This is a genomic window from Streptomyces cucumeris (assembly GCF_024295805.1).
In the GTDB taxonomy this organism is placed as follows: Bacteria; Actinomycetota; Actinomycetes; order Streptomycetales; family Streptomycetaceae; genus Streptomyces; species Streptomyces cucumeris.
This window is the reverse complement of the sequence record NZ_JANCLX010000015.1, coordinates 91860-118164: the sequence shown is the minus strand read 5'-3', so window position 1 is coordinate 118164 and position 26305 is coordinate 91860. Positions and strand designations below refer to the sequence as shown.

Annotated in this window: 25 protein-coding genes; 11 read left to right on the top strand and 14 right to left on the bottom strand. The window is 71.8% G+C overall.

The genetic code is table 11. The annotated features are described in order from the left end of the window. Positions 1-79: 79 nt before the first annotated feature. From NMK44_RS22425 to NMK44_RS22405, 5 genes are all read right to left on the bottom strand, one after another. Positions 80-877, bottom strand: a complete 798-nt coding sequence (locus NMK44_RS22425) for an alpha/beta fold hydrolase (RefSeq protein WP_254745822.1) — start codon at positions 875-877, stop codon at positions 80-82. 296 nt (positions 878-1173) lie between these two features. Then, positions 1174-2382, bottom strand: a complete 1209-nt coding sequence (locus NMK44_RS22420; protein ID WP_254745821.1) for an MFS transporter — start codon at positions 2380-2382, stop codon at positions 1174-1176. 169 nt (positions 2383-2551) lie between these two features. Then, positions 2552-3577, bottom strand: a complete 1026-nt coding sequence (locus NMK44_RS22415; RefSeq protein ID WP_254745820.1) for an endonuclease/exonuclease/phosphatase family protein — start codon at positions 3575-3577, stop codon at positions 2552-2554. A gap of 268 nt (positions 3578-3845) precedes the next feature. Beyond that, on the bottom strand, positions 3846-4514 hold the full coding sequence (locus NMK44_RS22410; protein WP_254745819.1) for a TetR/AcrR family transcriptional regulator: 669 nt from the start codon (positions 4512-4514) through the stop codon (positions 3846-3848). Continuing rightward, entirely contained in the window at positions 4511-6136 is a 1626-nt protein-coding gene (locus NMK44_RS22405; protein WP_254745818.1) for an MFS transporter, read from the bottom strand. Before NMK44_RS22405 ends, NMK44_RS22410 begins: the two co-directional genes overlap by 4 nt. A 236-nt stretch (positions 6137-6372) precedes the next feature. Between NMK44_RS22405 and panB the strand changes: the two genes are divergently transcribed. The 5 genes from panB to NMK44_RS22380 all read left to right on the top strand — a co-directional run bounded on the left by panB (position 6373) and on the right by NMK44_RS22380 (position 11200). Beyond that, positions 6373-7263: a 3-methyl-2-oxobutanoate hydroxymethyltransferase gene (gene panB, locus NMK44_RS22400; protein ID WP_254745817.1), complete on the top strand. Its 891-nt coding sequence runs from the start codon at positions 6373-6375 to the stop codon at positions 7261-7263. Positions 7264-7415: 152 nt separating this feature from the next. Further along, positions 7416-8441 carry an ATP-binding cassette domain-containing protein gene (locus tag NMK44_RS22395; RefSeq protein ID WP_254745816.1) on the top strand — a complete coding sequence of 342 codons (1026 nt, stop codon included), beginning with the start codon at positions 7416-7418 and terminating at the stop codon, positions 8439-8441. Then, positions 8438-9265, top strand: coding sequence for an ABC transporter permease (locus NMK44_RS22390; protein ID WP_254745815.1), 828 nt, complete (start codon positions 8438-8440; stop codon positions 9263-9265). Before NMK44_RS22395 ends, NMK44_RS22390 begins: the two co-directional genes overlap by 4 nt. Before the next feature lie 148 nt (positions 9266-9413). Beyond that, positions 9414-9710: a DUF3311 domain-containing protein gene (locus NMK44_RS22385; RefSeq protein ID WP_374215318.1), complete on the top strand. Its 297-nt coding sequence runs from the start codon at positions 9414-9416 to the stop codon at positions 9708-9710. Continuing rightward, positions 9707-11200, top strand: a complete 1494-nt coding sequence (locus NMK44_RS22380; protein ID WP_254745814.1) for a sodium:solute symporter family protein — start codon at positions 9707-9709, stop codon at positions 11198-11200. Before NMK44_RS22385 ends, NMK44_RS22380 begins: the two co-directional genes overlap by 4 nt. Positions 11201-11241: 41 nt before the next feature. Here NMK44_RS22380 and NMK44_RS22375 read toward each other — a convergent pair whose 3' ends face one another. Together NMK44_RS22375 and NMK44_RS22370 are read right to left on the bottom strand one after the other, a co-directional pair. Further along, positions 11242-15069: an AfsR/SARP family transcriptional regulator gene (locus NMK44_RS22375; RefSeq protein ID WP_254745813.1), complete on the bottom strand. Its 3828-nt coding sequence runs from the start codon at positions 15067-15069 to the stop codon at positions 11242-11244. Positions 15070-15111: 42 nt separating this feature from the next. Beyond that, positions 15112-15258, bottom strand: coding sequence for a hypothetical protein (locus NMK44_RS22370; protein ID WP_254745812.1), 147 nt, complete (start codon positions 15256-15258; stop codon positions 15112-15114). 153 nt (positions 15259-15411) lie between these two features. On the opposite strand from NMK44_RS22370, the gene NMK44_RS22365 reads away from it, so the two are divergent. After that, positions 15412-16209 (top strand): site-2 protease family protein, encoded by a 798-nt coding sequence (locus NMK44_RS22365; protein ID WP_254745811.1) that lies wholly within the window; start codon positions 15412-15414, stop codon positions 16207-16209. Between the two features lie 21 nt (positions 16210-16230). On the opposite strand, the gene NMK44_RS22360 is transcribed toward NMK44_RS22365, so the two are convergent. The 6 genes from NMK44_RS22360 to NMK44_RS22335 form a co-directional block, all read right to left on the bottom strand. Further along, complete coding sequence (locus tag NMK44_RS22360; RefSeq protein WP_374215317.1) at positions 16231-16422, bottom strand: hypothetical protein; 192 nt, start codon at positions 16420-16422, stop codon at positions 16231-16233. Positions 16423-16527: 105 nt separating this feature from the next. Next, a complete protein-coding gene (gene npdG / locus NMK44_RS22355; protein ID WP_254745809.1) occupies positions 16528-17265 on the bottom strand; it encodes an NADPH-dependent F420 reductase in 738 nt (245 codons plus the stop codon). 24 nt (positions 17266-17289) lie between these two features. Further along, on the bottom strand, positions 17290-18234 hold the full coding sequence (locus NMK44_RS22350) for a carbohydrate ABC transporter permease (RefSeq protein ID WP_254745808.1): 945 nt from the start codon (positions 18232-18234) through the stop codon (positions 17290-17292). Next, positions 18231-19151 carry a carbohydrate ABC transporter permease gene (locus NMK44_RS22345; RefSeq protein ID WP_254745807.1) on the bottom strand — a complete coding sequence of 307 codons (921 nt, stop codon included), beginning with the start codon at positions 19149-19151 and terminating at the stop codon, positions 18231-18233. Before NMK44_RS22345 ends, NMK44_RS22350 begins: the two co-directional genes overlap by 4 nt. Continuing rightward, a complete protein-coding gene (locus tag NMK44_RS22340; protein ID WP_254745806.1) occupies positions 19148-20485 on the bottom strand; it encodes an ABC transporter substrate-binding protein in 1338 nt (445 codons plus the stop codon). Before NMK44_RS22340 ends, NMK44_RS22345 begins: the two co-directional genes overlap by 4 nt. After that, complete coding sequence (locus NMK44_RS22335; protein ID WP_254745804.1) at positions 20482-21606, bottom strand: sialidase family protein; 1125 nt, start codon at positions 21604-21606, stop codon at positions 20482-20484. The genes NMK44_RS22340 and NMK44_RS22335 overlap by 4 nt, the downstream gene beginning before the upstream one ends. 289 nt (positions 21607-21895) lie before the next feature. On the opposite strand from NMK44_RS22335, the gene NMK44_RS22330 reads away from it, so the two are divergent. The 3 genes from NMK44_RS22330 (at position 21896) to NMK44_RS22320 (ending at position 24111) form a co-directional block, all read left to right on the top strand. Then, complete coding sequence (locus NMK44_RS22330) at positions 21896-22096, top strand: DUF5708 family protein (RefSeq protein ID WP_254745802.1); 201 nt, start codon at positions 21896-21898, stop codon at positions 22094-22096. Positions 22097-22150: 54 nt separating this feature from the next. Further along, positions 22151-22756, top strand: coding sequence for a hypothetical protein (locus NMK44_RS22325; protein ID WP_254745800.1), 606 nt, complete (start codon positions 22151-22153; stop codon positions 22754-22756). 65 nt (positions 22757-22821) lie between these two features. Continuing rightward, positions 22822-24111, top strand: coding sequence for an MFS transporter (locus NMK44_RS22320; RefSeq protein ID WP_308358486.1), 1290 nt, complete (start codon positions 22822-22824; stop codon positions 24109-24111). Positions 24112-24136: 25 nt separating this feature from the next. Here NMK44_RS22320 and NMK44_RS22315 read toward each other — a convergent pair whose 3' ends face one another. Continuing rightward, positions 24137-24355 carry a hypothetical protein gene (locus NMK44_RS22315; RefSeq protein ID WP_254745799.1) on the bottom strand — a complete coding sequence of 73 codons (219 nt, stop codon included), beginning with the start codon at positions 24353-24355 and terminating at the stop codon, positions 24137-24139. Between the two features lie 91 nt (positions 24356-24446). Between NMK44_RS22315 and map the strand changes: the two genes are divergently transcribed. Next, positions 24447-25304, top strand: a complete 858-nt coding sequence (gene map / locus NMK44_RS22310; protein ID WP_254745797.1) for a type I methionyl aminopeptidase — start codon at positions 24447-24449, stop codon at positions 25302-25304. Between the two features lie 159 nt (positions 25305-25463). Further along, on the top strand, positions 25464-26132 hold the full coding sequence (locus NMK44_RS22305; RefSeq protein WP_254745795.1) for a biliverdin-producing heme oxygenase: 669 nt from the start codon (positions 25464-25466) through the stop codon (positions 26130-26132). The last annotated feature ends 173 nt before the right edge of the window (positions 26133-26305 follow it).

Below are 26305 nucleotides of genomic sequence, written 5' to 3'. Positions count from 1 at the left end.
GGGGCGTGGTCCGCGTGGCGGGCCCGCCCGGATGCTCCGGCGACGCGGCGGGGGGCGGGCGGCCGTGCCGCGGCCGGCTTCAGAGGCGCGTTGCGTTCTCGTCGAGGAACGCCCCGATCAGCTCCAGCCAGGCGTCCGGCGCCTCCACGAACGGCAGGTGCCCCGACGGGATCTCGGCGTACCGCGCGCCCGGGATCCCGTCCGCGAGCTGCCGGTGGTGGTACGGGGTGACCATGGCGTCCACCGCCGTGGAGATCACCAGTGTGGGCACCGTGATCCGTTCCAGGTCCGCCCGGATGTCCACCCGGCCGACCAGCTCGACCTGGTCGGCCGCCCCCGGCGGTACGGAGGTACGGGTTCCGTCGATCACCGCGGCCAGCTCGGCCCCGGTCATCCGGTCCAGGAACGGGGCGCCCGCGGCCTGGAGCACCATCCAGCGGGCCGCCGCCTCCGGGTCGTCCGACCGGAGGTGCCGCAGCCAGTCGTCGACCAGCACCTCCATCCGGGCGCTGGGCCGGGCGAAGGCGGCGGTCAGCACCAGCGCGGCCACCCGCTCCGGATGACGGACGGCGGCGCGGACCGCCACCGCGCCGCCGAGGGAGTACCCGGAGACGGCGAAGGTCTCCAGCCCCTCCTCGACCGCGACCGCCACCAACCGGTCGGCGAGCGCGTCGAGTTCCAGCGGCCCGTCAGCGACCGGGCTGCGCCCGGAGCCCGGATAGTCCGCCCCGACCATCCGGTACCGCCCGGCCAGCCCGTTCAGCAGCGGCCCGTAATTGCCCTCGACGGACCCGGTGGCCCCGTGTGCGAGCAGCAGCCCGAATCCGCTCGTGCCCCGCACGACGCGGTCGGGGGCGGCGGCTGACGTACTGGTCATGGGGTGTGTCCCTCTCCTCGGGGCCGCGTGACCCGGCGGCCTGTGACGGAGACGCTAGGACCTGCCATTGATGTCAAGGTCAAGTGCGCTCGCCCGTAAAGGCGTTCCCCACCTGTCCGACGGGGCGGCCGGGCCGCCCCGTCGGGAGCGCCGCCCGCGGGCGTCCGGATCCGGGCCCTGGAGCCCGTGCCCCACTCTGCGCAGGCGACGCGCAGCGTCGCCCCTGAGCGCCGTACACCGCACTCGACGCGCACTCGAAGCCCCCGGCCCCGGCCCCCGCCAGCCCCGGACCGGGGTCAGCCGACTTCCGACATCTTCGGCAGCGGCTCACTCGTCGCCACCACCCGCGAGGGCTCCTCCGGGGCGGCGCGGTCGAGGAAGCCCGCGGTGACGGCTATGGCCAGGCCGATCACCGCGAGGGCCGCGCCGACCAGCGTGGGGGAGGTCCAGCCCCAGCCCGCCGCGATGGCCACGCCGCCCAGCCACGCGCCGCCCGCATTGGCGAGGTTGAAGGCGGAGTGGTTGGAGGCGGAGGCCAGGGTGGGTGCCGAACGAGCCTTGTTCATGACCAGCATCTGGAGCGGGGTGGTGGTCATGAAGCCGACCGCGCCCAGCACCACCACCGTGGCCAGCGCCGCCCACTTGATGTGCACCGTGACGTCGAACACCATCAGCACCACGGCCAGTGCCGCCAGCGAGCCGTACAGGGTGGGCCGTAGGGCACGGTCCGTGAGCGGGCCCGCGGCCAGCGCGCCCAGGGTCATACCGATACCGAAGAGGGCGAGGACGACCGTGACGGAGGACTCGGCGAAGCCGGTGACCTCGGTCATCATCGAGGCGAGATAGCTGTAGACGGCGAACACCCCGGCGAAGCCGAAGACGGCGGTGAGCAGACCGAGCAGCACCTGCCGGTCGCGGAGCGCACCCAGCTCGCGGCGGAGGCCGCCGTGCTGGTCCAGCGGGACCTGCGGGACGAGGCGGGCGATGGCGGCCATGGCCACCACCCCGATCCCGGCGACCACCAGGAAGGTCGCCCGCCAGCCCAGGTGCTGGCCGAGCAGGGTGGCCACGGGGACGCCGACGATGTTGGCGATGGTCAGGCCCAGGAACATGGTGGCGACCGCGCGGGCCCGCCGCTCCTCGGCGACCAGCCGGGCGGCGACCACCGCGCCGACGCCGAAGAAGGCGCCGTGCGGCAGTCCCGCGAGCACCCGCGCCGCCACCAGCGACCCGAAGGAGGGCGCGAGCGCGGAGGCGAGGTTGCCGACGGTGAAGAGCGCCATGAGCAGCACCAGCATCCGCTTGCGCGGTACGCGGGAGCCGAGGGCGGTGAGCAGCGGAGCGCCGACCACGACGCCGATGGCGTACGCGGAGACGAGGTATCCGGCGGTGGGCACGGAGGTGCCCAGATCGTCCGCGACGTTGGGCAGCAGGCCCATCATCACGAATTCGGTGGTGCCGATGCCAAAAGCGCTCACAGCCAGCGCGAGCAGAGGCAGGGGCATGAGAGACCTTTCGCAACGAAGGAGAAACGGCGGAGAGACCATCCGCACGGGCAAGGATATGTTCTCCCGCTAAACAAAGTCTCTCACGCCGTTTGTTCCCCCGGTGCGACAGCGAGGTGAACAGCCGGGGACCGCCGCGGGACCGCCGCGCGGCCGCCGCGGCCCGGTCTCAGAAGTCGACCGACGCCGACACCGGCAGGTGGTCGCTGCCGGTCTCCTTCAGCGTCCACGCCCCCACCGGGTCCAGCCCGCGCACCATGATCTGGTCGATCCGCGCCATCGGGAACGAGGCGGGCCAGCTGAAGCCGAAGCCGTCACCGGCGGCGCCCTGCGCGGAGCGCATCTGGGAGGTGACGGGGGCCAGCGCCCGGTCGTTCATCGTGCCGTTCAGATCGCCGAGCAGCACCACCCGCTTCAGCCGCTCGCCCGAGATGGCCCGGCCCAGCGCCGCGGCGCTGGCGTCGCGCTGTCCGGCGGTGAAGCCCGCGTTGAACCGCACCCGCACCGACGGCAGATGGGCCGCGTAGACGCCGACCTCGCCCTGCGGCGCGGCGACGGTGGTGCGCAGCGCACGGGTCCAGCCGAGCTTGATGTCCACCGGTTCGGTGCCGGAGAGCCGGTACTTGCTCCAGACGCCGACCGTGCCGCGCACCGCGTGGTACGGGTAGGTGTCCTTCAGCGCCCGCTCGTAGACCGGCACCGCGTCCCCGGTGAGCTCCTCCAGGGCCACCACATCGGCGCCCGAGGTGCGCAGCACATCGGCGGTGCCGCGCGGATCGCGGTTCTCCGCGTTGACGTTGTGGGTGACGACGGACAGATCACCGCCGTGGCCCGCCTTGTCGAAGAACATCAGCCCGCCGAAGAGGTTCAGCCAGACGGTGACCGGCAGCACCAGCGCGATGACGGCGCTGGCCGACCGCCGGACCAGGCCCAGCACCAGCAGGACCGGGATGAGCAGTCCGAGCCAGGGCAGGAAGGTCTCCAGCAGACTGCCGAGGTTGCCGACGTCGTTGGGGATCTCCGCGTGGAGGATCATCACCAGCGCGAGCAGGACCGCGATACCCGCGAGCACCAGTCCGCGCCGCCAGATCCCGCGGTCGCCGCGGAGCCGGCCCAGCAGAAGGGCGACCCTGGAGCCGGAGCGCTGGGGGGCGCCCCCGGGCCGGTCCGTCTCCTGCGTGTTCGCCTGCGCCATTCGCTGTTACCTCACTGCCTCAACTGCCGCGCCTAGGTGAAGACCATAGGCGATGACCAGGGCTTTTCCTGACGCCATCGTCAGGGGTTCCCCTTGTCGAGGACGAGCGGGGATCGAGCGGGGGTTCCGAGTCCGGGCGGACAGGCGCCTGTTGTGACACAACACGCACACATCCCGCCGCGGCGGACCGGGGCACCGTCACCCCCGACGGTCACCCGCGCGGGGAGCCTGCCCGCGCGCCTTCCCTGTCCGCGCGGGGACACACTCCCTATCCGCGCGGGGGCACGCCCTCTCCGCGCGGAGACACTCCCTCCAGCACCGTGTCCACGATGCTCTCGGCCAGCCCCTCCGGCAGTTCCCGCCATTCGTGCAGGATGGCGCGGGTCAGCATCGGCCCGGTGAACAGCTCACCGAGCAGTTCCAGGTCCACATCGCCGCGGATCTCCCCGCGCTCGACGCCCTGCCGCAGCACCTCGTACAGCGAGGCGCGCCGGGCCGCTATGACGTTCTCCTCGTAGGCCCGCCACAGTTCGCGGTTGGCGTGCATCTGGGTGACCACGCTGCGCAGCAGGGCCGAGTTGCGCTTGGCCAGTCCGCGCCGCCGCATGAACTCCAGGATGGTGACGATGTCGTCGCGGGCCGAGATCCCGGCCGGTTCCGGACCGGCCTCCTCCAGGGAACGCAGCACATCGAGCAGCAGGGCGTCCTTACCGGGCCAGCGGCGGTAGACGGTGGCCTTGCCGACGCCCGCCTCGCGCGCGATCCGCTCGATCGACAGCCCGTCGACCGTGGCGCCCTCCTCCAGCAGCCGCAGCGCGGCCTCGATGATCGCGGCGTCGGCGGCGGGGCTGCGCGGCCGCCCGCGGACCTTGGCGACGGCACAGTCGAGTGGAGCCCCGTCGCCGGGATCCGTCACATCGGCCGCCACATCGGTCATCGCTTCGCCTCCGCCTCCGTCCGTTCCCGCGGCCGACCGCCCTCGGGCGCCTGGTCACCGCTGTCCTTGCCGGGCAGAAAGGCTAGTACGACCAGCGCACCGAACAGGGCCACACCGGCCGAGCCCAGTGCCGTGATGTGCATGGCGTGGACGAAGGAGTCCTGGGCCGGGCCGATCAGCGCCTCGCCCTTGGGGCCGAGCCGTTCGGCGAGGCCGAGGGTGGCCTCGACGGACTCGCCCGCGGTGTGCCGTACGGAGTCGGGCAGCCCGGGGACGGTGTCCAGGGTGTCCTGGATGCCCTCGCGGTAGGCGGTGGAGAGCACCGAACCGAGGACGGCGACGCCGAGCGCACCGCCCACCTGCCGGAAGGTGTTGTTCAGCGCCGAGCCGGAACCGGCCTTCTCCCGGGGCAGCGCCTGCATGATCGAGGTGGTGACCGGCGGCATGATGTGCGCCATCCCGGCGCCCTGGGCGAAGAACAGCACTTCGAGGATCCACATCGGGCTGTCCACGTCCAGCAGCAGGAACCCGCTCATCGCGGCGGCCACCAGCAGCATCCCGCCGGTGCACACCGCGCGGGCGCCGAACCGCTCGACGACCAGCCGGGCGCGCGGCGCGAAGATCAGCTGGGCGATGGCCAGCGGCAGGATCAGCAGCCCGGACTCCAGCGCGCTGTAGCCGCGCACGCTCTGGATGTAGAAGACCATGAAGAAGGTCACGCCCATGAGGGCGAAGAAGACCAGGGCGATGGCGGCGATGGCGGCCGAGAAGGCGGGCTTGCGGAAGTAGCCGACGTCGATCGAGGGGTGATCGGTGCGCTTCTCGTGCAGGACGAACACGGTGAGCACGGCGAGCCCGCCGCCGATCGTGGCCAGCACCTGAGGGTCGGCGAAGTCGGCGATCTGGCCGCCCTTGATGATGCCGTAGACCAGCAGCACCAGACCGATGACGGAGAGCACCACACCCAGCGGGTCCAGCCGTCCGGGCCTGGGGTCCTTGGAGTCGGGTACCAGCAGCACCATCGCGATGAGCCCGACGATGACGACGGGGACGTTGACGAAGAAGACCGAGCCCCACCAGAAGTGCTCCAGGAGCAGTCCGCCGGTGATCGGGCCGATGGCGATGGCGAGGCCGACCGCGGCGACCCAGATGCCGATGGCCTTCGCCTGCTCCTCGCGTTCGAAGACGTTGACCAGGATGGCGAGGGTCGCGGGCATCACGAAGGCGGCGCCCAGGCCCATCAGCGCGCGGAAGCCGATCAGCTCGCCGGGCGAACCGGAGAACGCGGCCAGCACCGAGCCGATGCCGAATACGGCCATCCCGCCGAGCAGCACCTTCTTGCGGCCCAGCCGGTCACCGAGGAGTCCGGCGGTGAACAGCAGCCCGGCGAAGACCAGGGTGTAGGAGTTGATCGCCCACTCCAGCTCGGACTGGGTGGCGCCGAGACCGGTGGGTTCGGGCGAGGCGATGGTCTTCATCGCCACGTTGAGTATGGAGTTGTCGAGAACGACGACCAGGACGCTGAACATCAGGACGACGAGGATCGCCCACCGTCTGCGGTGGATCGCCTCGGAGACGCCGGACCCGCCGGAGGCGTCCTGGGTGTCGGAAGGGGTTGCCATACCGGCCAGGCTAGGACAGTTACGATACGGATCCGTCTCGTATTGAAAACTCTTTGCGATGCTTTGGCCAACGGAGGGGGTTCAGGACGGCGGACGAGGGGCCGGCGCGAGGGTGGCCAAGGCCACCGCCCCGGACCTCCCGGACCCACTTTCCCCCCGCCCGGAGCCGTGCCAGCATGGGGGTGGTCCGGGGACGCCGTCAGGGCGCCTCGAGATGACGAACAGGAGCCGTCGCAATGACGCACGTCAGCCCTGCGCAGAATCAGTCCGGCAGCAGCGGAAACGGTCCGGCAGCGGCCGCCAAGGCACTGTACGGAGGGACCGGATCCCGCCGCATCACCGTCCGTGACATCTCGGCCGCCAAGGAGCGCGGCGAGAAGTGGCCCATGCTCACCGCCTACGACGCGATGACCGCCTCCGTCTTCGACCAGGCGGGCATCCCGGTGATGCTGGTCGGCGACTCGATGGGCAACTGCCACCTCGGCTACGAGTCCACCGTGCCCGTCACGATGGACGAGATGACCCTGCTGTCCGCCGCCGTCGTACGCGGCACCCAGCGCGCCCTCATCGTCGGCGACCTGCCCTTCGGGTCCTACCAGGAGGGCCCGGTCCAGGCCCTGCGCAACGCCACCCGGCTGATCAAGGACGCCGGGGTCGGCGCGGTGAAGCTGGAGGGCGGTGAGCGCTCCGCCCACCAGATCGAGCTGCTGGTCCAGGCCGGGATCCCGGTGATGGCCCATGTCGGCCTCACTCCGCAGTCCGTCAATGCCTACGGCGGCTACCCCGTCCAGGGGCGCGGCGAGGAGGCCGCCCAGCAGCTCCTGCGGGACGCCAAGGCGGTGCAGGACGCGGGCGCCTTCGCGGTCGTCCTGGAGCTGGTCCCGGCCGAGCTGGCCGCCGAGGTGACCCGCTCGCTGCACATCCCCACCGTCGGCATCGGCGCGGGCCCCGACTGCGACGCCCAGGTCCTGGTGTGGACCGATATGGCGGGGATGACCGACGGCCGGGTGCCGCGCTTCGTCAAGCAGTACGCCGAGCTGCGCCAGAGCCTCGGCGACGCCGCACGGGCCTTCGCGGAGGACGTGGTCGGCGGGGCGTACCCGACCGCGGAGCACTCCTTCCGCTGACCCTGTCCGGGGGCCGTGAGCGGCCCCGGTGAGCCACCGCGGTACACCGACAGCCCGCCGATCTTCCCCCGTCGGCGGGCTGTCCGGCGTTTGTCCACAGCTTGTCTGCCGTCTGTCGGTGGTCTGTCGGTGGCCGCTGTCATGGTGAGGGCATGAAGCGACAGGAACACACGATCAGGGGCGGCAACGCCGTCGTAGTTCGGGGGCTGGTCAAGCACTTCGGTGACACCAAAGCGGTCGACGGCGTCGACCTGGAGGTCCCGGAGGGCACTGTCCTCGGTGTGCTCGGCCCGAACGGGGCCGGGAAGACCACCCTCGTCCGCTGTCTGTCCACCCTGCTGGTGCCCGATGCCGGGACCGCCGTGGTGGCCGGGTACGACGTGGTGAAACAGCCCCGCCAGCTACGCCGCACCATCGGGCTCACCGGGCAGTACGCCTCGGTGGACGAGAAGCTGTCGGGCTGGGAGAACCTCTACATGATCGGGCGGCTGCTCGATCTGTCCCGCAAGGACGCCCGCCGCCGTGCGGACGCGATGCTGGAGCGGTTCTCGCTGACCGACGCCGCCAAGCGGGCCGCGCGCACCTACTCCGGCGGTATGCGCCGCAGGCTCGACCTGGCCGCGTCCATGATCGGGCAGCCCTCGGTGCTCTATCTGGACGAGCCCACCACCGGTCTGGACCCCCGCACCCGCAACGAGGTGTGGGACGAGGTCAGGCGGATGGTCTCCGACGGCACCACCGTGCTGCTCACCACCCAGTACATGGAGGAGGCCGAGCAGCTCGCACACGATCTGACGGTCATCGACCGCGGCAAGGTCATCGCCGAGGGCCGGGTCAACGAGCTCAAGGCGAAGGTCGGCGGGCGCACCCTCCAGATCCGCCCCTCCGACCCCCTGGAGCTGCCCCGCATGGTCGGCGCCATCGCCCAGGCCGGCCTCGACGGGGTCGGCAGCGCCACCGCGGACACCGAGGAGGGCATGGTCAACGTGCCCATCATCAGCGATGAGCAGCTCACCGCAGTGATCGGGCTGCTCGGTGAGCGCGGCTTCACCATCGCCGGGATCGACACCCATCTGCCCAGCCTCGACGAGGTGTTCCTCGCCATCACCGGCCAGAAGACCTCCACCCCCGAGGACGAGACCACCACGCACGACGTCGTTGAGGAGGTCGCCGCATGAGCGCGGCAACGATGACCGCGCCCGCCAAGGCGCTTCCCGGCGAGGGCCGGATCGGACTGCGGGCCAATCTGCGCCATATCGGCGCGCTGGTCCGCCGGAACGCCCTGCAGATCAAGCAGGACCCGGAGTCGATGTTCGACGCCGTGATGATGCCCATCATCTTCTCGCTGCTGTTCGTGTACGTCTTCGGCGGCGCGGTGGCGGCGGGCGACCGGGGTGCCTACGTCAACTACTTCATCCCCGGGATGATGGCGATGGGCGGTCTGAACATCGCGATGTCGGTCGGCACCGGTGTCAACGACGACTTCCAGAAGGGGGTCATGGACCGCTTCCGCACGATGCCGATCGCCCGTTCCTCGGTGCTGATCGCCAAGCTGGTCGTGGAGACCGGCCGGATGCTGGTGTCCACCCTCATCCTGCTGGCCATGGGCTTCCTCATGGGCTTCGACCTCAAGACCGGTCCGCTGGAGCTGCTGGGCGCGATCGCGCTCTCGCTCCTCTTCGGCTCCTCGCTGACCTGGATCTTCATGCTGCTCGGACTGTCCATGAAGACCCCTCAGGCCGTCCAGGGCGTGGGGATGCTGGTGATCATGCCGCTCCAGTTCGGCTCGTCCATCTTCGCGCCGACCAGCACCATGCCCGGCTGGCTGCAGTCCTTCACCGACTACAACCCGCTGTCCCAGCTCGCGGATGCCGCGCGGGCGCTGACCAGCGGCCATGGCGCGATCGCCCATCCGGTGACCGTCTGTCTGGTGTGGGCGGTGGGCATCACGGTGATCACGGCTCCGCTCGCGGTCGCCAAGTTCCGCAACAAGACCACCTGAGGGGGTGGGGGTATCTCCGCCGGCCCCGACCGCCGATCATGTGTGCTGCACAGGGGGCAGCACACAGGTCCGGCGGCCGGGGCCGGCGGCCGTGACGCCGCCCCATGGACCACGCCGTACCCAGGCGGTCACGGAGGAAAGAGCACCCTTGTCCACCAACGCGTCCCGGAGTCTGTTCCGGAACCGGAAGTCCCTGTGGTGGCTGGCGGGCACACCGCTGGCCTACCTCGGTGTCCTTCCGTTCGCCAACCGGGTGCACCCCACCCTGCTCGGCATCCCCTTCCTCGCGCTGTGGCTGCTGGTCGCCACCCTGCTCACCCCGCTGTTCGTCTGGCTCGCCGCCCGGCGGGACCCGGTGTGGCTGGCGGCGCGGGACCGGGGCCGGGGCCCGGTTCCGGCGGATGGGGAAGGCCCGGCCGGTACGGCGGAGGGCGGGGTCCGATGAGCGCGGACGCGGCCGTCTCGGTCTCCGTCCTGGGCCTGTTCATGCCCGCCACCCTCGGCCTGGGGATCGCCGCCGCCCGCGGCCGGTCCGGCCGCGACCTCGCCGACTGGTCCGTCGGCGGCCGCAGTATGGGCCTGGTCCTCACGCTGGTGCTGATGGCGGGTGAGACGTACACCAGCTTCAGCTACCTCGGGGCCGCCGGGTGGTCGTACACCCACGGGCTGTCCGGGCTGTACGTGGTGGCCTACCTCTCCATCGGTATGACGGTCAGCTATCTCGTCGGACCGGTCCTGTGGTCCTACGCCCGCACCCACGGACTGCACAACATCAGCGACATCGTGGCCCACCGCTTCGCCGCGCCCTGGTTCGGCGCGGTCATCGCGGTGCTGGCCACGGTGTTCGTGCTGCCGTACATCCAGCTCCAGATCACCGGTATGGGCGTGGTGGTCGCCACCGTCAGCTACGGCACGATCGGGCTGTCGCTCGCCTATCTGCTGGCGTTCCTGATCTCCGAAGTGTTCGTCCTCGTCAGCGGGTTGCGCGGCAGTGCGTGGGTCTCGGTGCTCAAGGACAGCCTGGTCGTCATCACCCTCGCGGTCGTCTTCGTATACGTCCCGCTGCACCACTTCGGCGGCTACGGCGATCTGCTGCACCGGCTCACCACCGAACGCGGCGCCTGGCTGACCCTGCCCGGCCCCGCCGACAAGGCGCTCGGGCTGAGCTGGTTCATCTCCACCGCGGTGCTCAACGGCGTGGTCTACACGGTCTTCCCGACCCAGGTGGCCGGGTTCCTCGGGGCGCGCAGCGCGCAGGTGCTGCGGCGCAACGCCATGCTGATGCCGTTCTACCAGGTACTGTTGTTCGTGCCCGTGCTGCTCGGCATGGCCGCCCTCTTCGTCGCCCCGGGGCTCGGGGACTCCAACCTCGCCCTCTTCGAGATGATCAGCAAGGACATGCCCGCCTGGCTGCTCGGGGTGATCGGCGCCGCCGGGGCGCTCTCCTCGATCGTGCCCACGGCCGTCTTCATGCTGGTCATCGGGACCATGTGGGGGCGTTCGGTACTGGGCGCCCATCCGCGGACGGCGGCGCGCCAGCGGGAGCTGTCCCAGGCGGTCACCCTGCTGGCCGGGGTGGTGGCGCTGGTGATGACCTACGCCTTCCCCACCGCGCTGGTCCGGCTGTCCGTGCTCAGCTACGAGGGCATGGCCCAACTGTTGCCCGCCGTGCTGATCGCACTGCTGTGGCGCCGGATGTCGGCGCTCGCGGCGATGGCCGGGATCGCGGTCGGCGTGGGGCTGGTGTTCTGGTTCGTCTTCACCGACCGCGACCCCTTCCACGGCGTGAACGCGGGTCTCCTCGCGCTCGCGGCCAATCTGCTGGTGACGGTGGCCCTCACGCTCTGGCGCCCGGCCGACACCCCGGACGACCGGCTCGCGCGTCCGGAGGAGCACACGCACGAGGAGGACCGCGCACCGGCGCCGAGCGGGTGAGGCCCCGACACGGGATGCGGGCCCCGGCGTGGGGGCCGGGGTCAGAGCAGGGCGATGGCCTCGGGCAGCGTCAGGGCGGTGCCCTCGCCGTACGCCCGCTCGTACGCCGCGTCCCCCAGCCCCGCCCGCGCCGTGGCCTCGGTGCGCTCCCGGCTCGTCCGTTCGACACCGGAACGCCATTGGTGCTGGGCGCGGCGCAGTTCGTCGTACGCCCCCAGCAGCCGCGCCGTGGTGGCGGCACGCTCCGCGCCGCCGAGCCGGCCCAGCGCCTCGGCCCCGGTCAGCAACTGGGTCACCGGGAGGAACGGCGCGACCAGCTCGGTCATCCGGCCCGTCGTCTTCACCAGCGCGGTCCGCACCCGCTCCAGGGCCTCGTCCGGCCGCCCCTCCTCCAGGTCCAGCCAGGCGAGCATCCCCTCCGTCACGCCCTGGAACAGCGGCAGCGCCCGGATCGCGAACTCCGCGTACAGCGCGTCCAGTTCGGCGCGCGCCTCGGCGAACCGGCCCGTCGTGCCGTAGCGCAGCGCCAGGTGCATCCGTGCGTACGACAGGGCCTCGGCGCCCGCCTGCGGCCCCCGTTCGACCACCTCGCGCAGCGTCCGTTCGCCCGCGGCGGCCTCCTCCTCGTCCCCGAACTCCACGAACACCCCGGCCAGTCGGCACCGGAGCAGCACCACCTGCTCATGGGCGCCGAGTTCCTCGGCACAGCGGATCGCCGCGCGGTAGTCCTCGGCGGCGGCCGCGCCCTCGCCCCGCTGCTCCCGGGTCTCGCCGCGGCCGGACAGCGCTTCGGCCGCGCCCCAGGAGTCACCGAGCCGGAGGAAGATCTCCAGGCTCTCGTCGGCGTCGGGGGTCCCGTCCCGGGTCCCGCCGCCGCGCTCGTTGAGCAGCTTGGCGCGCAGTTGGAGGGCGAAGGCCAGCTCCCAGGTGTAGCCCAGCTCCCGGCAGGTGCGCACGGTTTCATCGGCCATCCCGCGCAGCAGGCCGAAGTCACCCTTGATGATCACCGCGAAGAACCACAGGAGCCCCGGGAGGCGGCAGGTCTGCGGCAGTCCGGCCCGGTAGGCGGCGACGATCCCCTCCAGCTCGCGCTGTGCGGTCTCGTTCGCCATGGACTGGAGGTCGCCCTCGATGTTGGCCAGGGCGAACAGCCGCACTCCGCGCCGGGCTTCGGCCAGCAGCCCGGGCGGCATCGGGGGCGGGGCGTCGATACAGCTCCGGAGCAGCGGCGGGGCGGGGGCCACCGGCCGCAGGAACGGGTCAGGGCCGAGCCCGGCGGCGGCCGTGGCCCAGTGGCGGGCGTCGGCGCGGTGCCCGCGCAGGTTCCAGAACCAGCCGAGGGAGAGCACCAGGCACAGCGCCTCCTGCTCGTCGCGGGCGGCGACGGCGCGGCGCAGCGCGGTGCGCAGATTCTCGTGTTCGCTCTCCAGCCGGTCCAGCCCGGCGCGCTGGGCGGGGCCGCGCAGCAACGGGTCGGTGGTGCGGGCCAGTTCCCGGTACGCGATGAGGTGGCGGCCCTCGGCCCTGGTCCGCTCCCCCGCCTCGTCCAGGCGCTCGCCCGCGTACTCGGCGACGGTCTCCAGCAGCCGGTAGCGCATCTCGCCGGTCGTCGTCGAAGGTGCGGCCACGACAAGCGACTTATCGACAAGTGAACCCAGCAGGGTGGCCACGTCACGGGGATCGACGGCGTCGGGGCCGTGGGTGGCGTCGGCGCCGCGGGCCTGGTCCGCGCAGACCGCTTCGGCCGCCTGGAGTTCGCAGCCGCCCGCGAAGACCGACAGCCGGCGCAGGACGGTGCGTTCACGGTCGTCGAGCAGGTCCCAGGACCAGTCGACGACCGCCCTGAGGGTCTGCTGGCGCGGCAACACGGTCCTGCTGCCGCTGGTCAGCAGACGGAAGCGGTCGTCGAGCCGGTCGGCGAGCTGCCGCGGGGTGAGCAACCGCAGCCGGGCGGCGGCCAGTTCGATGGCCAGCGGCAGCCCGTCGAGACGACGGCAGATCTCGGCGCAGGCCGCCGGGTCGTCCTCCGTACGGAACCCCTGCCGTGCCGCCGCGCCCCGGTCCTGGAGCAGCCGCAGCGCGACCGGGTCCGGCAGCGGTTCGACGGGCCGGAGCAACTCCCCGGGCACGGCGAGGGGTTCACGGCTGGTGGCCAGGACGGTGACGCCGGGGCAGCGGGCGAGCAGGGTGTCGGCGAGCCGGGCGGCGGCCTCGACGAGGTGTTCGCAGTTGTCGAGCACGAGCAGCATGCGGCGGGGTTCGCAGTGCTCCACGAGCCGGTTGAGCGGGTCGTGGCTCGCGGGGTCGGCGGCGGCCCGCAGCCCCTCGGCGGCGGTGCCGCGGATGACGGTCTCGCGTCCGCCGAGTGCGGTGAGCACCGTCTCCGGGACGGTGGCGGGGTCGTCGACGGGAGCCAGTTCGGCCAGCCAGACCCCGTCCGGCCAGGCGGCTCCGACGGTGTCGGCGGCCTCCTGCGACAACCGTGTCTTCCCGGCCCCACCGGGTCCGAGCAGGGTCACCAGCCGATGTTCGGCGAGATCCCCCCGCAACCCCTCCAACTCGGCCTCCCGCCCCACGAAGCTGGTCAGCCGGGCCCGCAGATTCCCGCCCCCGGACGGACCCGCCGTAACGGCACGCGTGTCCGCGGAAGCCGCGGGGCCCGGGGACCCGTGCCGCATCCCCGCGACCGCGTGATCCGCGACCCCGTGGGAGGCGGCCGGGCTCCCGGAGCCGGCGGCCCGGGAAACACCGGGTGCCGCCGAAGCGTCCGGGGGCGCGGGGTACGTGGGGGCGTCGGATGCCGCCGGAGACGCTGAGTCCGCGGGAGCACCGGTGCTCGCCGGGCCCACGGGCCCGCCCGGGGCGGCCGGGGTCACGGGGGCCGCGAACTCCCCTGGAACGGCGGGCGCCGACGGGAGCGCGGGATGCGTCGGGGCGACCGGAGCAGCGGAGGCCGAGGGGGCTGCCGAGCCCGCCGGGGGTGTGGGATGCGCCGGAGCCACCGAGGACACCGGGTCCGCCGAAGCGGCGGGCGTCTGGCTCACGCCGCTGCCCGGGGCAGCGGCGCCCCTCGGGGGCGCGGGCGCGGCCGAGGTGTCCGCCCCCGCCGCCCCCGCCGGACCCGCCGGGGGCACGGGGTACGGAAGAGGCGTGGGGGTGAGGAGGGAGGCGTGGAGGGCTCTCAGCTCGGGCCCGGGGTCCGCGCCCAGACGCGTGGCGATCTCGGCGCGGATCGACTCGTACGCCGCGAGCGCCTCCGCCGGGCGGCCCGCGTCCCGCAGGGCCCGGATGCGCAGCGCGTGCAGGGGCTCGTCCAGCGGGTGCACGTCGCACAGTTCGGACAGCGCCGGGAGGATCCGCGCGGCGCGGCCGAGCGCGAGGTCGGCGGCGAACCGGGCGCGGCGCGCGTCCAGGCGGCGGGCCTCGGCACGGGTGGCCGTCGCCGCGCCGCCCGGCAGATCCACGAGGGCGGGCCCGCGCCACAGCGTGAGGGCCGCGCCGAGGAGGTCGGCGGCCCGCTCCGGGGCGCCGTCGGCGAGGGCGCGGACGCCCTCGTCCGTGAGCCGCTCGAAGCGGTGCAGATCGACATCGTCGCGGCCGGCGCCCAGCCGGTAGCCGTCCGGGGCGGAGGCCACGGACTCCTTGCCGAGCGCCCGGCGCAGCCGTCCGACGAGGGCCTGGAGCGCGCCGTACCCGTCGGCGGGTGGATCGTCGTCCCAGATGTCGGCGATGAGGGCACCGGCGGTGCGCGGTCGTCCGGGGTTCAGCGCGAGGGCGGTCAGCAGCGCCCGCAGCCGCGCGCCACCGAGGGCGACGGGGGTGCCGTCGTCACGGTGGGCCTGGGTGGTGCCGAGGATGCCGTAGCGCACGGGCCCATTCTGGTGGATGGCCCAAGCGGTCGGCCGTCGGCCTCAGACCCTGATGAACTGCGACGAGTCGAGAACCAGCGTCTGGTCCTCCACCGGAATCTCGATCTTCTCACCGAAGTCGCCAGTCACGGTGTGCCGATAGCTGCCGCCCTGCGGGCGGGTCAGCAGCGTCCAGCGGGCAGTGAGCACGTCAACAATGAGATACGCCTCGACACCCCGCCTGTGTGGCCCTGATCACCCTCGACCACCTCCGTTCCCCCTCGCCCGGAACTATGCGCACACTGGTCATCGTTCTCTCGCTAGCGATCACCGCGATCACCCCCACCACGGAGACCCCACCCGATGACCACCGCAGTAAGCCGCCGCGACCGGCGGATCAGCCCCGTATTCCTCGGTCTGGTCGCGATCATGGGCGTATCCGCGTGGGCGGTGTGGACGGACTACTCCGCGAGCCCCGGCTTCGCCGTGTTCCTGTTCGTCGTCTCCGGCTGGATCGTCTCGCTGTGTCTGCACGAGTACGCGCACGCCCGCACCGCGCTGCACGGCGGTGATCTGTCGATCGGGGCCAAGGGGTACCTGACCCTGAACCCGCTGAAGTACACGCATGTCGCGCTGAGCATCGTGCTGCCCGTCATCTTCGTGATCATGGGTGGGATCGGGCTGCCGGGCGGTGCGGTGTTCATCGAGCGGCACCGGATCCGGGGGCGGTGGAAGCACAGTCTGATCTCGGCCGCCGGGCCGCTCACCAACGTGCTGTTCGCCGCCGCGCTGACCGCGCCGTTCTGGCTGGGCACGATGGACGGGATACCGGAGGTGTTCCGGTACGCGCTGGCGTTCCTGGCGCTGCTCCAGGTCACCGCCGCGATCCTGAACTCGCTGCCGGTGCCGGGACTGGACGGCTACGGAATGATCGAGCCGTGGCTGTCGTACCGGGTGCGGCGGCAGGTGGAGCCCTACGCGCCGTTCGGGCTGCTGGCGGTCTTCGGGGTGCTGTGGATCCCGGGCGTCAACCAGGCCTTCTTCGACGCGGTGGACGCGATCATGGGGGCGATGGGGGTCACCGAATGGGACACCTACTGGGGCCAGGAGTTCTTCAGGTTCTGGCAGGGCGAGCCGCAGATCCCGGGGATCAGCGGCTAGCCGGTCGCAAAGCCCGGCGCGTCAGCCGGTGACCTCGCGCGCCCCGTCCCGGTCCATCCGGGCCCTGCGCACGTAGTACCAGGTCATATTGGAGGAGACACCCGCGAGCAGGATCCACACCACTCCCAGGAAACTGCCCTGGGAGAAGGACACCACGGCCGCGGCGATGGCGAGGACGCAGACGACGAGGGCGTAGATCGCGAGGCGGGGCATGGGGTGCGGCTCCTGTCGGGGGGTGTTCTCGGCTTCCCGGACATTGTCCCCCATGCCCCGTTCGCGTCCCCCATGCCCGTCGCACGGGTCGTCGCCGGGCATCCGTCAGACGTCGGTGACCCGCAGACCCGCGTGGGCCTTGTAGCGGCGGTTGACCGAGATCAGATTGGCCACCAGCGACTCGACCTGGTGGGCGTTGCGCAGCCGGCCCGCGAAGACGCCTCGCATCCCGGGGATACGCGCGGCCAGCGCCTGGACGATGTCGGTGTCCGCGCGGACCTCGCCCAGCACCATCACATCGGTGTCGATCCGCTCGATCTCCGGGTCCTGGAGCAGCACGGCCGACAGATGGTGGAAGGCGGCGGTGACCCGGGAGTCCGGCAGCAGGGCGGCGGCCTGCTCGGCGGCGCTGCCCTCCTCCGGCTTCAGGGCGTACGCGCCCTTCTTGTCGAAGCCCAGCGGGTTGACGCAGTCGACGACCAGCTTGCCGCTGAGCTCCTCGCGCAGCGACTCCAGCGTCTTGGCGTGGCCGTCCCACGGCACGGCGACGATCACGATGTCGCTGCGCCGGGCGCATTCGGCGTTGTCCGCGCCCTCGATGCCCAGTCCGGCGCCGCCGAGCTCCTCGGCGGCGGTCCGGGCGCGCTCGGCGGCGCGCGAGCCGATGATCACCTTCTGGCCCGCCCTGGCCAGCCGGTAGGCCAGGCCGCGGCCCTGGTCACCGGTACCGCCGAGCACGCCGACGACCAGGCCGGACACATCGGGGAGGTCCCACGGGTCCTTGGCGGGCGCCTTCTTCGCGGGGGCGGTGGTCTCGGGAGTCGCACCATCGGAAGTAGTCATGACAGCGATACTGTCACGCCCGTCTCATGCCTTCACGCTCCCCTCCGTCAGCCCGGTGCGCCAGTACCTCTGGAGGACACCCATCAGCACCATCAGCGGCAGTACGGACAGCAGCGCACCGCCGACCGTGTACTGGTAGAGCTCCGGCTGCCGGTCGGCGTAGCCCTGCCACGAGGTCAGCCCGAGCTGGACCGGATAGAGATCGGAGTCGGAGAGCATCACCAGCGGCAGGAAGAAGTTGTTCCAGATGTGCACGAACTGGAAGAGGAACACGGTGACCAGAGCCGGGGTCATCAGCCGCAGCCCCAGCGTGGTGAAGATCCGGGTCTCGCCCGCCCCGTCGATGCGCGCCGCCTCCAGCAGGGAGCCGGGGACGGCGGCGGCCGCGTAGATGCGGCACAGATAGACGCCGAAGGGGCTGACGACGCTGGGGATGAGCACCGCGGCGTAGGTGTTGGCCAGACCCAGTTCGCTGAAGAGCAGATACAGCGGCAGGGCCAGCGCGGTACCGGGGATGAGCACTCCGGCGAGCACCACGTTGAAGACGGCCTCCCGGCCGGGGAAGCGGTACACCGCCAGGGCGTAGCCCGCGGCGGCCGACAGCAGGGTGGCGACGAGGGCGCCGACGCCCGCGTACAGCAGGCTGTTGAGGAACCAGCGGACGTAGATGCCGTCGTCGTGGGTGAGCACCTGCCGGAGGCGGTCCAGCGGGCGCGGATCGTGGAACCAGAAGCCGAAGGTGCCGAAGAGGTCGCTGCTGGACTTGGTGGCGGAGACCGCAAGCCAGTAGACGGGGGTGAGGAAGTACAGGGCGGCGACGGCGAGCAGCGAGACGGTGATGATCCGGTACCGCAGCGGCGGCCGCGGCCCCGCGCCCCGGCCGGTCCCCCGGCGGCGGTTCTTCTGAGGACGGGGATCCGCCTCCGGCGTGCCGTCGGCCGGAGCATCCTCGGTGAGCCCGGTGGTCATCTGTCCTCACCGTCCCTTCCGCGCTGTCCCACCAGCCGGAGGAAGCCGAAGGACAGCACACACGCCACCAGCGCGAGCAGCACCGCCTCCGCCGCCGCGATGTGCTGGTTGTTGCTGGTGAACGCCTCGTTGTAGGCGGCGAGATTGGGGGTGTAGCCGGAGTCGATGGAGTTGCTGAGCGGTTTGAGCACCTTGGGCTCGGCGAAGAGCTGGAGGGTGCCGATCAGGCTGAAGACGGTGGTGAGCACCAAGGCGGGCCGGATCAGCGGCAGTTTGATGTGCCGGGCCACCTGCCAGGCGCTCGCCCCGTCGATCCGCGCCGCCTCGTACAGCTCGCCGGGGACGGCCTTGAGCTGGGCGATCAGCACCAGCATGTTGTAGCCGGTGAACTGCCAGGTGACGATGTTGGCGATGGACCACAGCACGGCGGAGCGGCCCAGGAAGTCCACCTCCCAGCCCGCCGCGTCGGCCAGTTCCACCAGCGGGCTGATCCCGGGGACGTAGAGGAAGCCCCACAGGATGGACGCGATCACCCCGGGGACGCCGTAGGGCAGGAAGAACGCGGTCCGGAAGAACCCGACCCAGCGCGCCGACGCCGCCTCCAGCAGCAGGGCGAGCGCGGTGGCGAAGGCGATCATCAACGGGATCTGCACCGCCCCGAAGAGCAGCACCCGGCCGAATCCGGTGGTGAACCGGTCGTCCTCCAGCGCGTGGGCGTAGTTGGAGAAGCCCGCCCACACCTCACGGGTCTCACCGCCGAGGCCCAGCGCGCCGGTGCGCTCGGTCTTCAGCACGCTCTCGTAGAGGGCGTAGCCGATGGGTGCGATGAAGCAGAAGAGGAACAGCGCGAGGAACGGCAGCAGGAATCCGGCCGCCGCCCGCGCACCGCGGATCTCCGTCCGGGTGGGCCGTTTCACCCGGCCTCCGCCTTCAGGCCCTTTTCCTTGAGGTCCCAGACCGTCTCGCCCTGCACCTTGGCCAGGGCGGAACGGAAGCTGCCGCCGTTGCCGACGGCGGCGGTGAAGGCGTCGCCGAGCCGCTGGTAGAGGGTGTCGGTGGCCGGTCCCCAGCGCCAGCTGGTGTCCACGCCCCGGCTCGCCTCCGCGAAGACCCGGCTGTAGGTCTGACCGCCGAAGAAGTCCTTGTGCACATCGAGGTCGGAGGTGGCGTAGCCCTTCTTCGCGCCGGGGGTGCCATAGCCGTTCTCGATCAGCAGCGCGATGGAGTCGGGGTCGGTGTTGAGCCAGATGGCGAACTCCAGGGCGTCCTTCGGGTACCTGGTCCCGGCGAAGACGGCGGTGGTGGAACCGCCCCAGTTGGCGTGGGCGTGGCCGCCCTTCTCCCACTGCGGCATGGGCGCCACCCGCCACTTCCCGGCGGTCCGGGGCGCGTTGCCGACGAGCAGCGCGTCCCCCCAGCTTGCGCCGAGCCAGGAGGCCATGGCTCCGGTCTGAATGTCCTTGTACCAGGCGTTCTGCCGGTCCGGAATGGTCTTGATCAGCTTCTGCCGGACCAGGTCGTCCCAGTAGTCGGCGACCTTCCGGGTGGGTTCGTCGTCGAGGGAGACGACCCAGGTGTCGCCCTCGGTGCGGAACCAGCGCGCCCCGGCCTGCCAGGCGAGTCCGGCGAAGCGGTTGCCGTTGGTGGCCGAGAAGGTCTCGATCCAGGCGCCCCTCCGGCGGACCGCCTCGGCGGCTTCGGCGTAGTCGTCCCAGGTGGCGGGGGGTTCGATGGCCCACTTGTCGAAGAGGTCCCGGCGCAGGAACAGCCCCATCGGACCGGACGCCTGGGGTACGGCGTAGACGGCCTTGCCGAAGACGGACTGCTGCCACTGCCAGCCGATGAACCGGTCCTTGTGGGCGGCCACCCCGTACCGGGTGAGGTCGAGGAGACCGTTGTCGATGAGGAAGCTGGGGACGACGGGGTACTCGATCTGGCCGAGGTCCGGCGGCTTGCCCGCCTTGATGGCGGCGTGCATCTTCGCGTACTGCGCACCGTCGACCGCCGAGACCTTCTCGACCTCGACCCGCACCTCGGGATGGCGGCGGTTCCACAGGGCGACGGGCTTGTCGATGCCCGGCACCCAGGACCAGAAGGTGAGGGTGATCTTCTCGCCCTTCTTACGGCCCTCGGGCTCGCCGTCGTCGTCCGAACCACAGCCCGTCAGGGCGAACCCGGCGGCCACGGCGGCCGCTCCGCCGAGGACGGCGCGGCGCGGTGTCCCCGGTCCCTGTGCGTCTGATGCGCTCATACCAGCTCCTCCATCGGAATGCGCCGGAACGTGATGGTCGAGTAGGCGCTGAAGTCGCCGGTCTCGTAGAGCAGTCCGACCGTGTGCTCATCGAGCCGGACCAGGTCCGAATAGGCGGCGGGCAGCCCGTCCACGGTGTGCACCGGCCGCCAGGTGACCCCGCCGTCCCGGCTGGCCCGCACCGTCATCAGCGCCCGGTGCCCGGGGGCGGCCGGGCCGGAGTACAGCAGCACGTCCGGGGTGCCCGGGTGCAGTACACAGCCCTCCACGACCGGGGTGACCAGCCCGGCCTGCGGGCGGAAGGGGGCGGTCAGCGTGGTGCCGCCGTCCAGCGAACGGGCGTCGGCCCGGGTGCCGGGGGCGTTCGCCTCGGTGCGGGTGTTGAAGTAGAGGGTGCCGTCGGGCAGTTCGGCGGCGGTCGTCTCGTTGACGTTGACGTAGCCGTCGGGGTTGTCGTCCACGTACCCGATCCGCCAGGTCGCGCCCTCGTCATCGCTGAGCAGCGCATGTCCGCAGTTGTAGCGGCCCTCGGTCCCGTCGTCGCCGGGGACGGTCGGTGGAGTCGAGTGGTTGGCCGGGACCACGATCCGGCCCGCATGGGGTCCGTGGCGCAGTTGGAGGGCGTGGCCGGGGGTGGTGGCGTACCAGCGCCATCCGGGCCGTTTGGTCTGCTGGGTGATCTCGCGCGGTGCGCTCCAGGTGGCGCCGTCGTCATCGCTGTGGACGACCCACACCCGCCGTCCGTCGGCCGCGGAGACCTCACCGCGCCGGATCCGGTCCTCGGTGGCGGACGCGGCGCTGTGCACCTGCACCAGGACGATCCGGCCGTCATGGGCGCCGCCGGTGAGGACCACGGGGGCCGGATTGCCCGCCGTACCGCCGCCGTTGCGGGTGACGACCCGTAACGCGCCCCAGGTGCGCCCGCCGTCGGCGGACCCTCTGACCACCAGGTCGATGTCACCGTGGTCGGCGGAGGAGCCCACCCGCCCTTCGGCGAAGGCGAGGAGCGTCCCGGCGCGGGTCAGCACCACCGCCGGGATCCGGTAACTCGCGTATCCCCCGGTCCCCGCCCGGTAGGGGACGGACATCTCGTACGGGCGGACCGCCGCGCCGTTCGCCATCAGACCCTCCCGATGCCCCGTCGCAATCGAGTACCGAGCCGGAAAAATGGGACGTAGGACGTCCCTTGTGTGCGGTGACCTTAGGGTTTGTCCAACACACCGTCAAGGGACGGCACATGAACAGTTGGCGATGGCGGGTCCGGGCCTCAAGCGGCCAGGAGGAGCCGGGGTCCTCCCGACGACGGACGGCGGACCGAAATGATCTCCTCCGCGGGGCCGAGGAGCGGTCGGTGGCACGGCCATAGCGTGAACTCCGTTCCGTCCCCCACCACGCGTAAGGATTCCCACCATGGCCCCGGCCCCCAAGAACTTCCTCGAAGGCGCACTCACCCTCGCCGGTGGAGCGATCCTGTGGCTGCTGGACGGGGAGCTCGACATCCCCTTCGTCAATGAGTTCAAGACCGCGATGGTGGTGGCCTGCCTCGGTGTCGTCCAGCTTCTCTACGCCGGCTATCTGGGGCTGAACGGAAGCCGCCGCTCGAAGGGGTGACACCGGCGCGAACCGCCGCTGCCGCACCGCCCGCCCCGGCAGGATGCGGTTGCCATGGATGCCGTACGGGTCGCGCTGCTGCGCGAAGTGCTCGCCGGGACCGAGTGGTTGCAGACCACCCGCCGTTTCGCCGGATCGCTGCGGGCCTCGGTGGGACCGCGGGAGGGCGGACTGCTGCTGATCGGCAGCGAGGAGTACGAGCCCTGGCATCTGGCCGCGCACCTCGATGACGAGGCCGCCTGGTCCGGACTGCCCGAGCTGTCCCCCACCCTGGTCCGCCACCGGGTGCCGGACGGCCCGGTCCCGGCCCATCTGTCCGTGGGGCTCGGACGGCTGGAGGGCGCCGGACGCGGCGAGACACTGCTGGTCGTCACCCCGGGCGACCCCGGGGCGGGCCTGCTGGAGCGGGTGAACGACGCACGCCGGGGCGGCGCGACCGTCCTCGCGCTCGACGGCGGCGACAGCGAGCTGCACACCCTGGCCCATGATGCGCTGGCCGTGCCCGGGGATGCCGGGCTCGACCTCGACACCGTGCAGCACCTGGTGAGCGCGGCGGCCGGGGAGAACAGCCTCCCCGCCCGGCCGGGCCGCCGCCGCTTCGGCGACCGGCTGGCACGGCTGGCCGAACGGCTGACGGCTCCGCCGCCGCCCCGCTGGTGAGGCCGATGCCGACAGGCCGATATTCGGTTGCCCGGCGGGCGGGTCACATCGCACGATGAACCGTTGTGACCCCCACAGATGACCGAGCGCGCAAGCGCGCCCTCCTCCCCGACCTCGCGCCCTGGCGCTCCTCCCGTGACTTCCGCCTGATGTGGACCGCCGGGCTGGTGACCGCCTTCGGCAGCTTCCTGTCGCTGGTGGCGCTGCCCCTCCAGATCAAGGAGCTGACCGGTTCGGCCTTCGCGGTCGGTGCCATCGGCGCGGTCGAACTGGTACCGCTGATCGTCTTCGGGCTCTACGGCGGAGCGCTCGCGGACGCCCTGGACCGCCGGAAGCTGATCCTGCTCACCGAGGCCGGGCTCGGGGTGCTCGCCGCCGTCCTGCTGGTCAACAGCCTGCTGCCGGACCCCATGATCTGGCCGCTGTATGTGGTCGCCGCGCTGACCAGCGCGCTCGTCGGCATCCAGCGTCCGGCCATCGACGCGGTCACCGCCCGGATCGTGCCGCACGACCAGCTCACGGCCGCCGCCGCGCTCAACTCGATGCGCTGGCAGCTCTCGGCGATCGCGGGCCCCTCGCTCGCCGGTGTGGTCGTGGCCTATGCCGGACTGCCTCTCGCCTACGGCCTGGACCTGCTCACCTTCGCCGTCTCCGTCCTGCTCGCCTTCGGACTGTCCCCGGCGCCGCCCGCCCACGACGCCGAGCCGCCATCGCTGCGCGCCATCGCCGAGGGCGCCCGCTACGCCTGGGGGCGCAAGGAACTGCTGGGCACCTACGCGGTGGACATGGTCGCGATGTTCTTCGCCTTCCCGAACGCGATCTTCCCCTTCCTCGCCGATGACCTGGACGCGCCCTGGGCCCTGGGGTTGATGTACGCGGCGGGGTCGGTCGGCTCGATGGTGGTCACCCTGACCAGCGGCTGGACCTCCCGGATCCACCGGCACGGCCGGATGGTGGCGCTGGGCGCCGCGGTGTGGGGGCTGGCGATGGCCGCGGCGGGCTGGCTGGACAACGTCTGGCTGGTGCTGCTCTGCCTCGCGGTGGCGGGCGGCGGCGACATGATCAGCGGACTGTTCCGCGCCACGATCTGGAACCAGACCATCCCCAACCGGCTGCGCGGCCGGCTGGCCGGTATCGAGCTGCTGTCCTACGCGACCGGGCCGCAGCTCGGCCAGGTCCGGGCGGGCACCGTCGCCGGGCTCACCGGGGTGCGGGCGGCGGTGTGGTCGGGCGGGGTGGCGTGCGTGGTCTCCGTGGGCCTGCTGGCGCTGACCCTGCCCCGGCTGATGACCTACGACGTCCGCACCGACGAGCATGCGCGCGAGGTCCGCGAGGCGGCCCCCGCCCCGGCCTGATCCGGGTACGGGGGCGGGTCGGGGGTCAGTCCTCCCGCGGCTCGTTCTGCCAGCGGGGGTCGTTCTGCCACTCCTCGTTCCGCTCGCGCGCGGTCTCCATCGCGTGCCCGGCCTCCTCGCGGCTGGCGTACGGCCCCATGCGGTCGGCGGCGCGGCACTCCGGGCCCTCCTCGACCGTGCCGTGCTTGAGGCAGTAGTACCATTCGCCCGGCTTGCCCTCGGCCTTCTTCTTGAACAGCGCCATCCCGCTCTCCGTCCTCCGCGCGCGCCGTCGCGCACTGCGGCGTTGCCCTTGCGGCCATGCTGCCCGATGCGCCGCCGATACACTCGCTGATATGTCTGGCCAGTCGCTTCTTGTCCCGGGGACGCTTTCCCCCACCCGCCCCGTTCCCACCTCGATCCGGCGTCCGGAGTACGTCGGGAAGGAGAGCCCGACGCCGTACAGCGGGCCCGAGGTCCAGGACGCCGAGACGATCGAGAAGATGCGGATCGCGGGACGGATCGCCGCCCGTGCCATGGCGGAGGCCGCCAAGCTGATCGAGCCCGGTGTCACCACGGACGAGCTGGACCGGGTGGCGCACGAGTACATGTGCGACCACGGTGCCTACCCCTCGACGCTGGGCTACCGCGGATTCCCCAAGTCGCTGTGCTCCTCGCTCAACGAGGTCATCTGCCACGGCATCCCGGACAGCACCGTGCTGCGCGACGGCGACATCGTCAACCTCGACGTCACGGCCTACATCGGCGGGGTGCACGGGGACAACAACGCCACCTACCTCTGCGGTGAGGTGGACGAGGAGTCGCGGCTGCTGGTCGAGCGGACGCGGGAGTCCCTCAACCGCGCGATCAAGGCGGTCAAGCCGGGCCGCCGGATCAACATCATCGGCCGGGTCATCGAGTCGTACGCCAAGCGGTTCGGCTACGGCGTGGTCCGTGACTTCACCGGCCACGGCATCAACACCTCGTTCCACTCGGGCCTGATCGTTCCGCACTACGACAGCCCGCACCACACGACCGAGATCAAGCCGGGGATGACCTTCACCATCGAGCCGATGCTGACGCTGGGCACCCATGAGTACGACATGTGGGACGACGGCTGGACCGTGGTCACCAAGGACCGGAAGCGGACGGCGCAGTTCGAGCACACCCTGGTGGTGACGGAGACGGGCGCGGAGATCCTCACCCTGCCGTAGCCCCGGGGCCGCCGGAAGCGGGCAGCGGACGGTGGACGCGGGGCCCTGACCGGTACGGGGCGGGGGTTTACCGACAGCCTGTCGGGAAATCATTGACGTAGGCGAACCGAGCGGCTTAGGTAAGCCTAACCTACTCGTACCGGTACCCGGAGGTCCACCGTGGACGCCGCACCCGCCGCCCCGACCCCGTTCTCGACGCTCATCCGTACCGCCTCGCACGAGGCGCACACCGAGGCCGAGAACTCGACGTTCATGAGCGACCTGCTCGGGGGCCGCCTCGGCATGACGGCCTACCGGCGCTACACCGAGCAGCTCTGGTTCGTCTACCGCGCCCTGGAGTCCGCCGCCGGGGCCCTGGTGGCGGATCCGGTGGCGGGTCCGTTCATCCGGCCCGAGCTGATCCGCACCGAGGCACTGGAGCGCGATCTGCGCCATCTCGGCGGGCCGGACTGGCGGGCCGGGCTCGTCCCGCTGCCCGCCACCCGGGCGTACGCGGAGCGGGTGGCGTGGTGTGTGCGGGAATGGTCCGCGGGCTATGTCGCCCACCACTACACCCGCTATCTCGGCGATCTCTCCGGCGGGCAGATCATCCGCGGTACGGCGGAGAAGATATGGGGCTTTGCCCGCAAGGGCGACGGAGTGCGGTTCTACGTCTTCGAGGAGATCGGCAACCCGGCCGCGTTCAAGCGCGAGTACCGCACACTGCTGGACGCGCTGCCGGTGGACGATCTGGAGAAGCAGCGCGTGGTCGAGGAGTGCCGACGGGCCTTCGCGCTGAACACCGCGGTCTTCCGGGAGTTGGGGCAGGAGTTCCCGCTCAGCGCGTGAGGGACGGCACGGGAAGCCCGCGCCCACCGGCGGAGGGTCCGGTGAGCGCGGGCTTCCGTCGGTGCCATGGGGTCCCGCCCCACGGCACGGACGGTGTCGCTGCGGCCCGGGGGCGCCGGGCCGCCCCCAGACCCCGACCGGGATACGCGCCCACCCGGGAGGCGGGGCGGCGG

Coding starts and splice junctions, on each gene's coding strand:
- NMK44_RS22425 (WP_254745822.1), bottom strand. CDS start 877: ATGACCAGTACGTCAGCCGCCGCCCCCGACCGCGTCGTGCGGGGCACG.
- NMK44_RS22420 (WP_254745821.1), bottom strand. CDS start 2,382: ATGCCCCTGCCTCTGCTCGCGCTGGCTGTGAGCGCTTTTGGCATCGGC.
- NMK44_RS22415 (WP_254745820.1), bottom strand. CDS start 3,577: ATGGCGCAGGCGAACACGCAGGAGACGGACCGGCCCGGGGGCGCCCCC.
- NMK44_RS22410 (WP_254745819.1), bottom strand. CDS start 4,514: ATGACCGATGTGGCGGCCGATGTGACGGATCCCGGCGACGGGGCTCCA.
- NMK44_RS22405 (WP_254745818.1), bottom strand. CDS start 6,136: ATGGCAACCCCTTCCGACACCCAGGACGCCTCCGGCGGGTCCGGCGTC.
- panB (WP_254745817.1), top strand. CDS start 6,373: ATGACGCACGTCAGCCCTGCGCAGAATCAGTCCGGCAGCAGCGGAAAC.
- NMK44_RS22395 (WP_254745816.1), top strand. CDS start 7,416: ATGAAGCGACAGGAACACACGATCAGGGGCGGCAACGCCGTCGTAGTT.
- NMK44_RS22390 (WP_254745815.1), top strand. CDS start 8,438: ATGAGCGCGGCAACGATGACCGCGCCCGCCAAGGCGCTTCCCGGCGAG.
- NMK44_RS22380 (WP_254745814.1), top strand. CDS start 9,707: ATGAGCGCGGACGCGGCCGTCTCGGTCTCCGTCCTGGGCCTGTTCATG.
- NMK44_RS22365 (WP_254745811.1), top strand. CDS start 15,412: ATGACCACCGCAGTAAGCCGCCGCGACCGGCGGATCAGCCCCGTATTC.
- NMK44_RS22360 (WP_374215317.1), bottom strand. CDS start 16,422: ATGCCCCGCCTCGCGATCTACGCCCTCGTCGTCTGCGTCCTCGCCATC.
- npdG (WP_254745809.1), bottom strand. CDS start 17,265: ATGACTACTTCCGATGGTGCGACTCCCGAGACCACCGCCCCCGCGAAG.
- NMK44_RS22350 (WP_254745808.1), bottom strand. CDS start 18,234: ATGACCACCGGGCTCACCGAGGATGCTCCGGCCGACGGCACGCCGGAG.
- NMK44_RS22340 (WP_254745806.1), bottom strand. CDS start 20,485: ATGAGCGCATCAGACGCACAGGGACCGGGGACACCGCGCCGCGCCGTC.
- NMK44_RS22335 (WP_254745804.1), bottom strand. CDS start 21,606: ATGGCGAACGGCGCGGCGGTCCGCCCGTACGAGATGTCCGTCCCCTAC.
- NMK44_RS22330 (WP_254745802.1), top strand. CDS start 21,896: ATGGCCCCGGCCCCCAAGAACTTCCTCGAAGGCGCACTCACCCTCGCC.
- NMK44_RS22325 (WP_254745800.1), top strand. CDS start 22,151: ATGGATGCCGTACGGGTCGCGCTGCTGCGCGAAGTGCTCGCCGGGACC.
- NMK44_RS22315 (WP_254745799.1), bottom strand. CDS start 24,355: ATGGCGCTGTTCAAGAAGAAGGCCGAGGGCAAGCCGGGCGAATGGTAC.
- map (WP_254745797.1), top strand. CDS start 24,447: ATGTCTGGCCAGTCGCTTCTTGTCCCGGGGACGCTTTCCCCCACCCGC.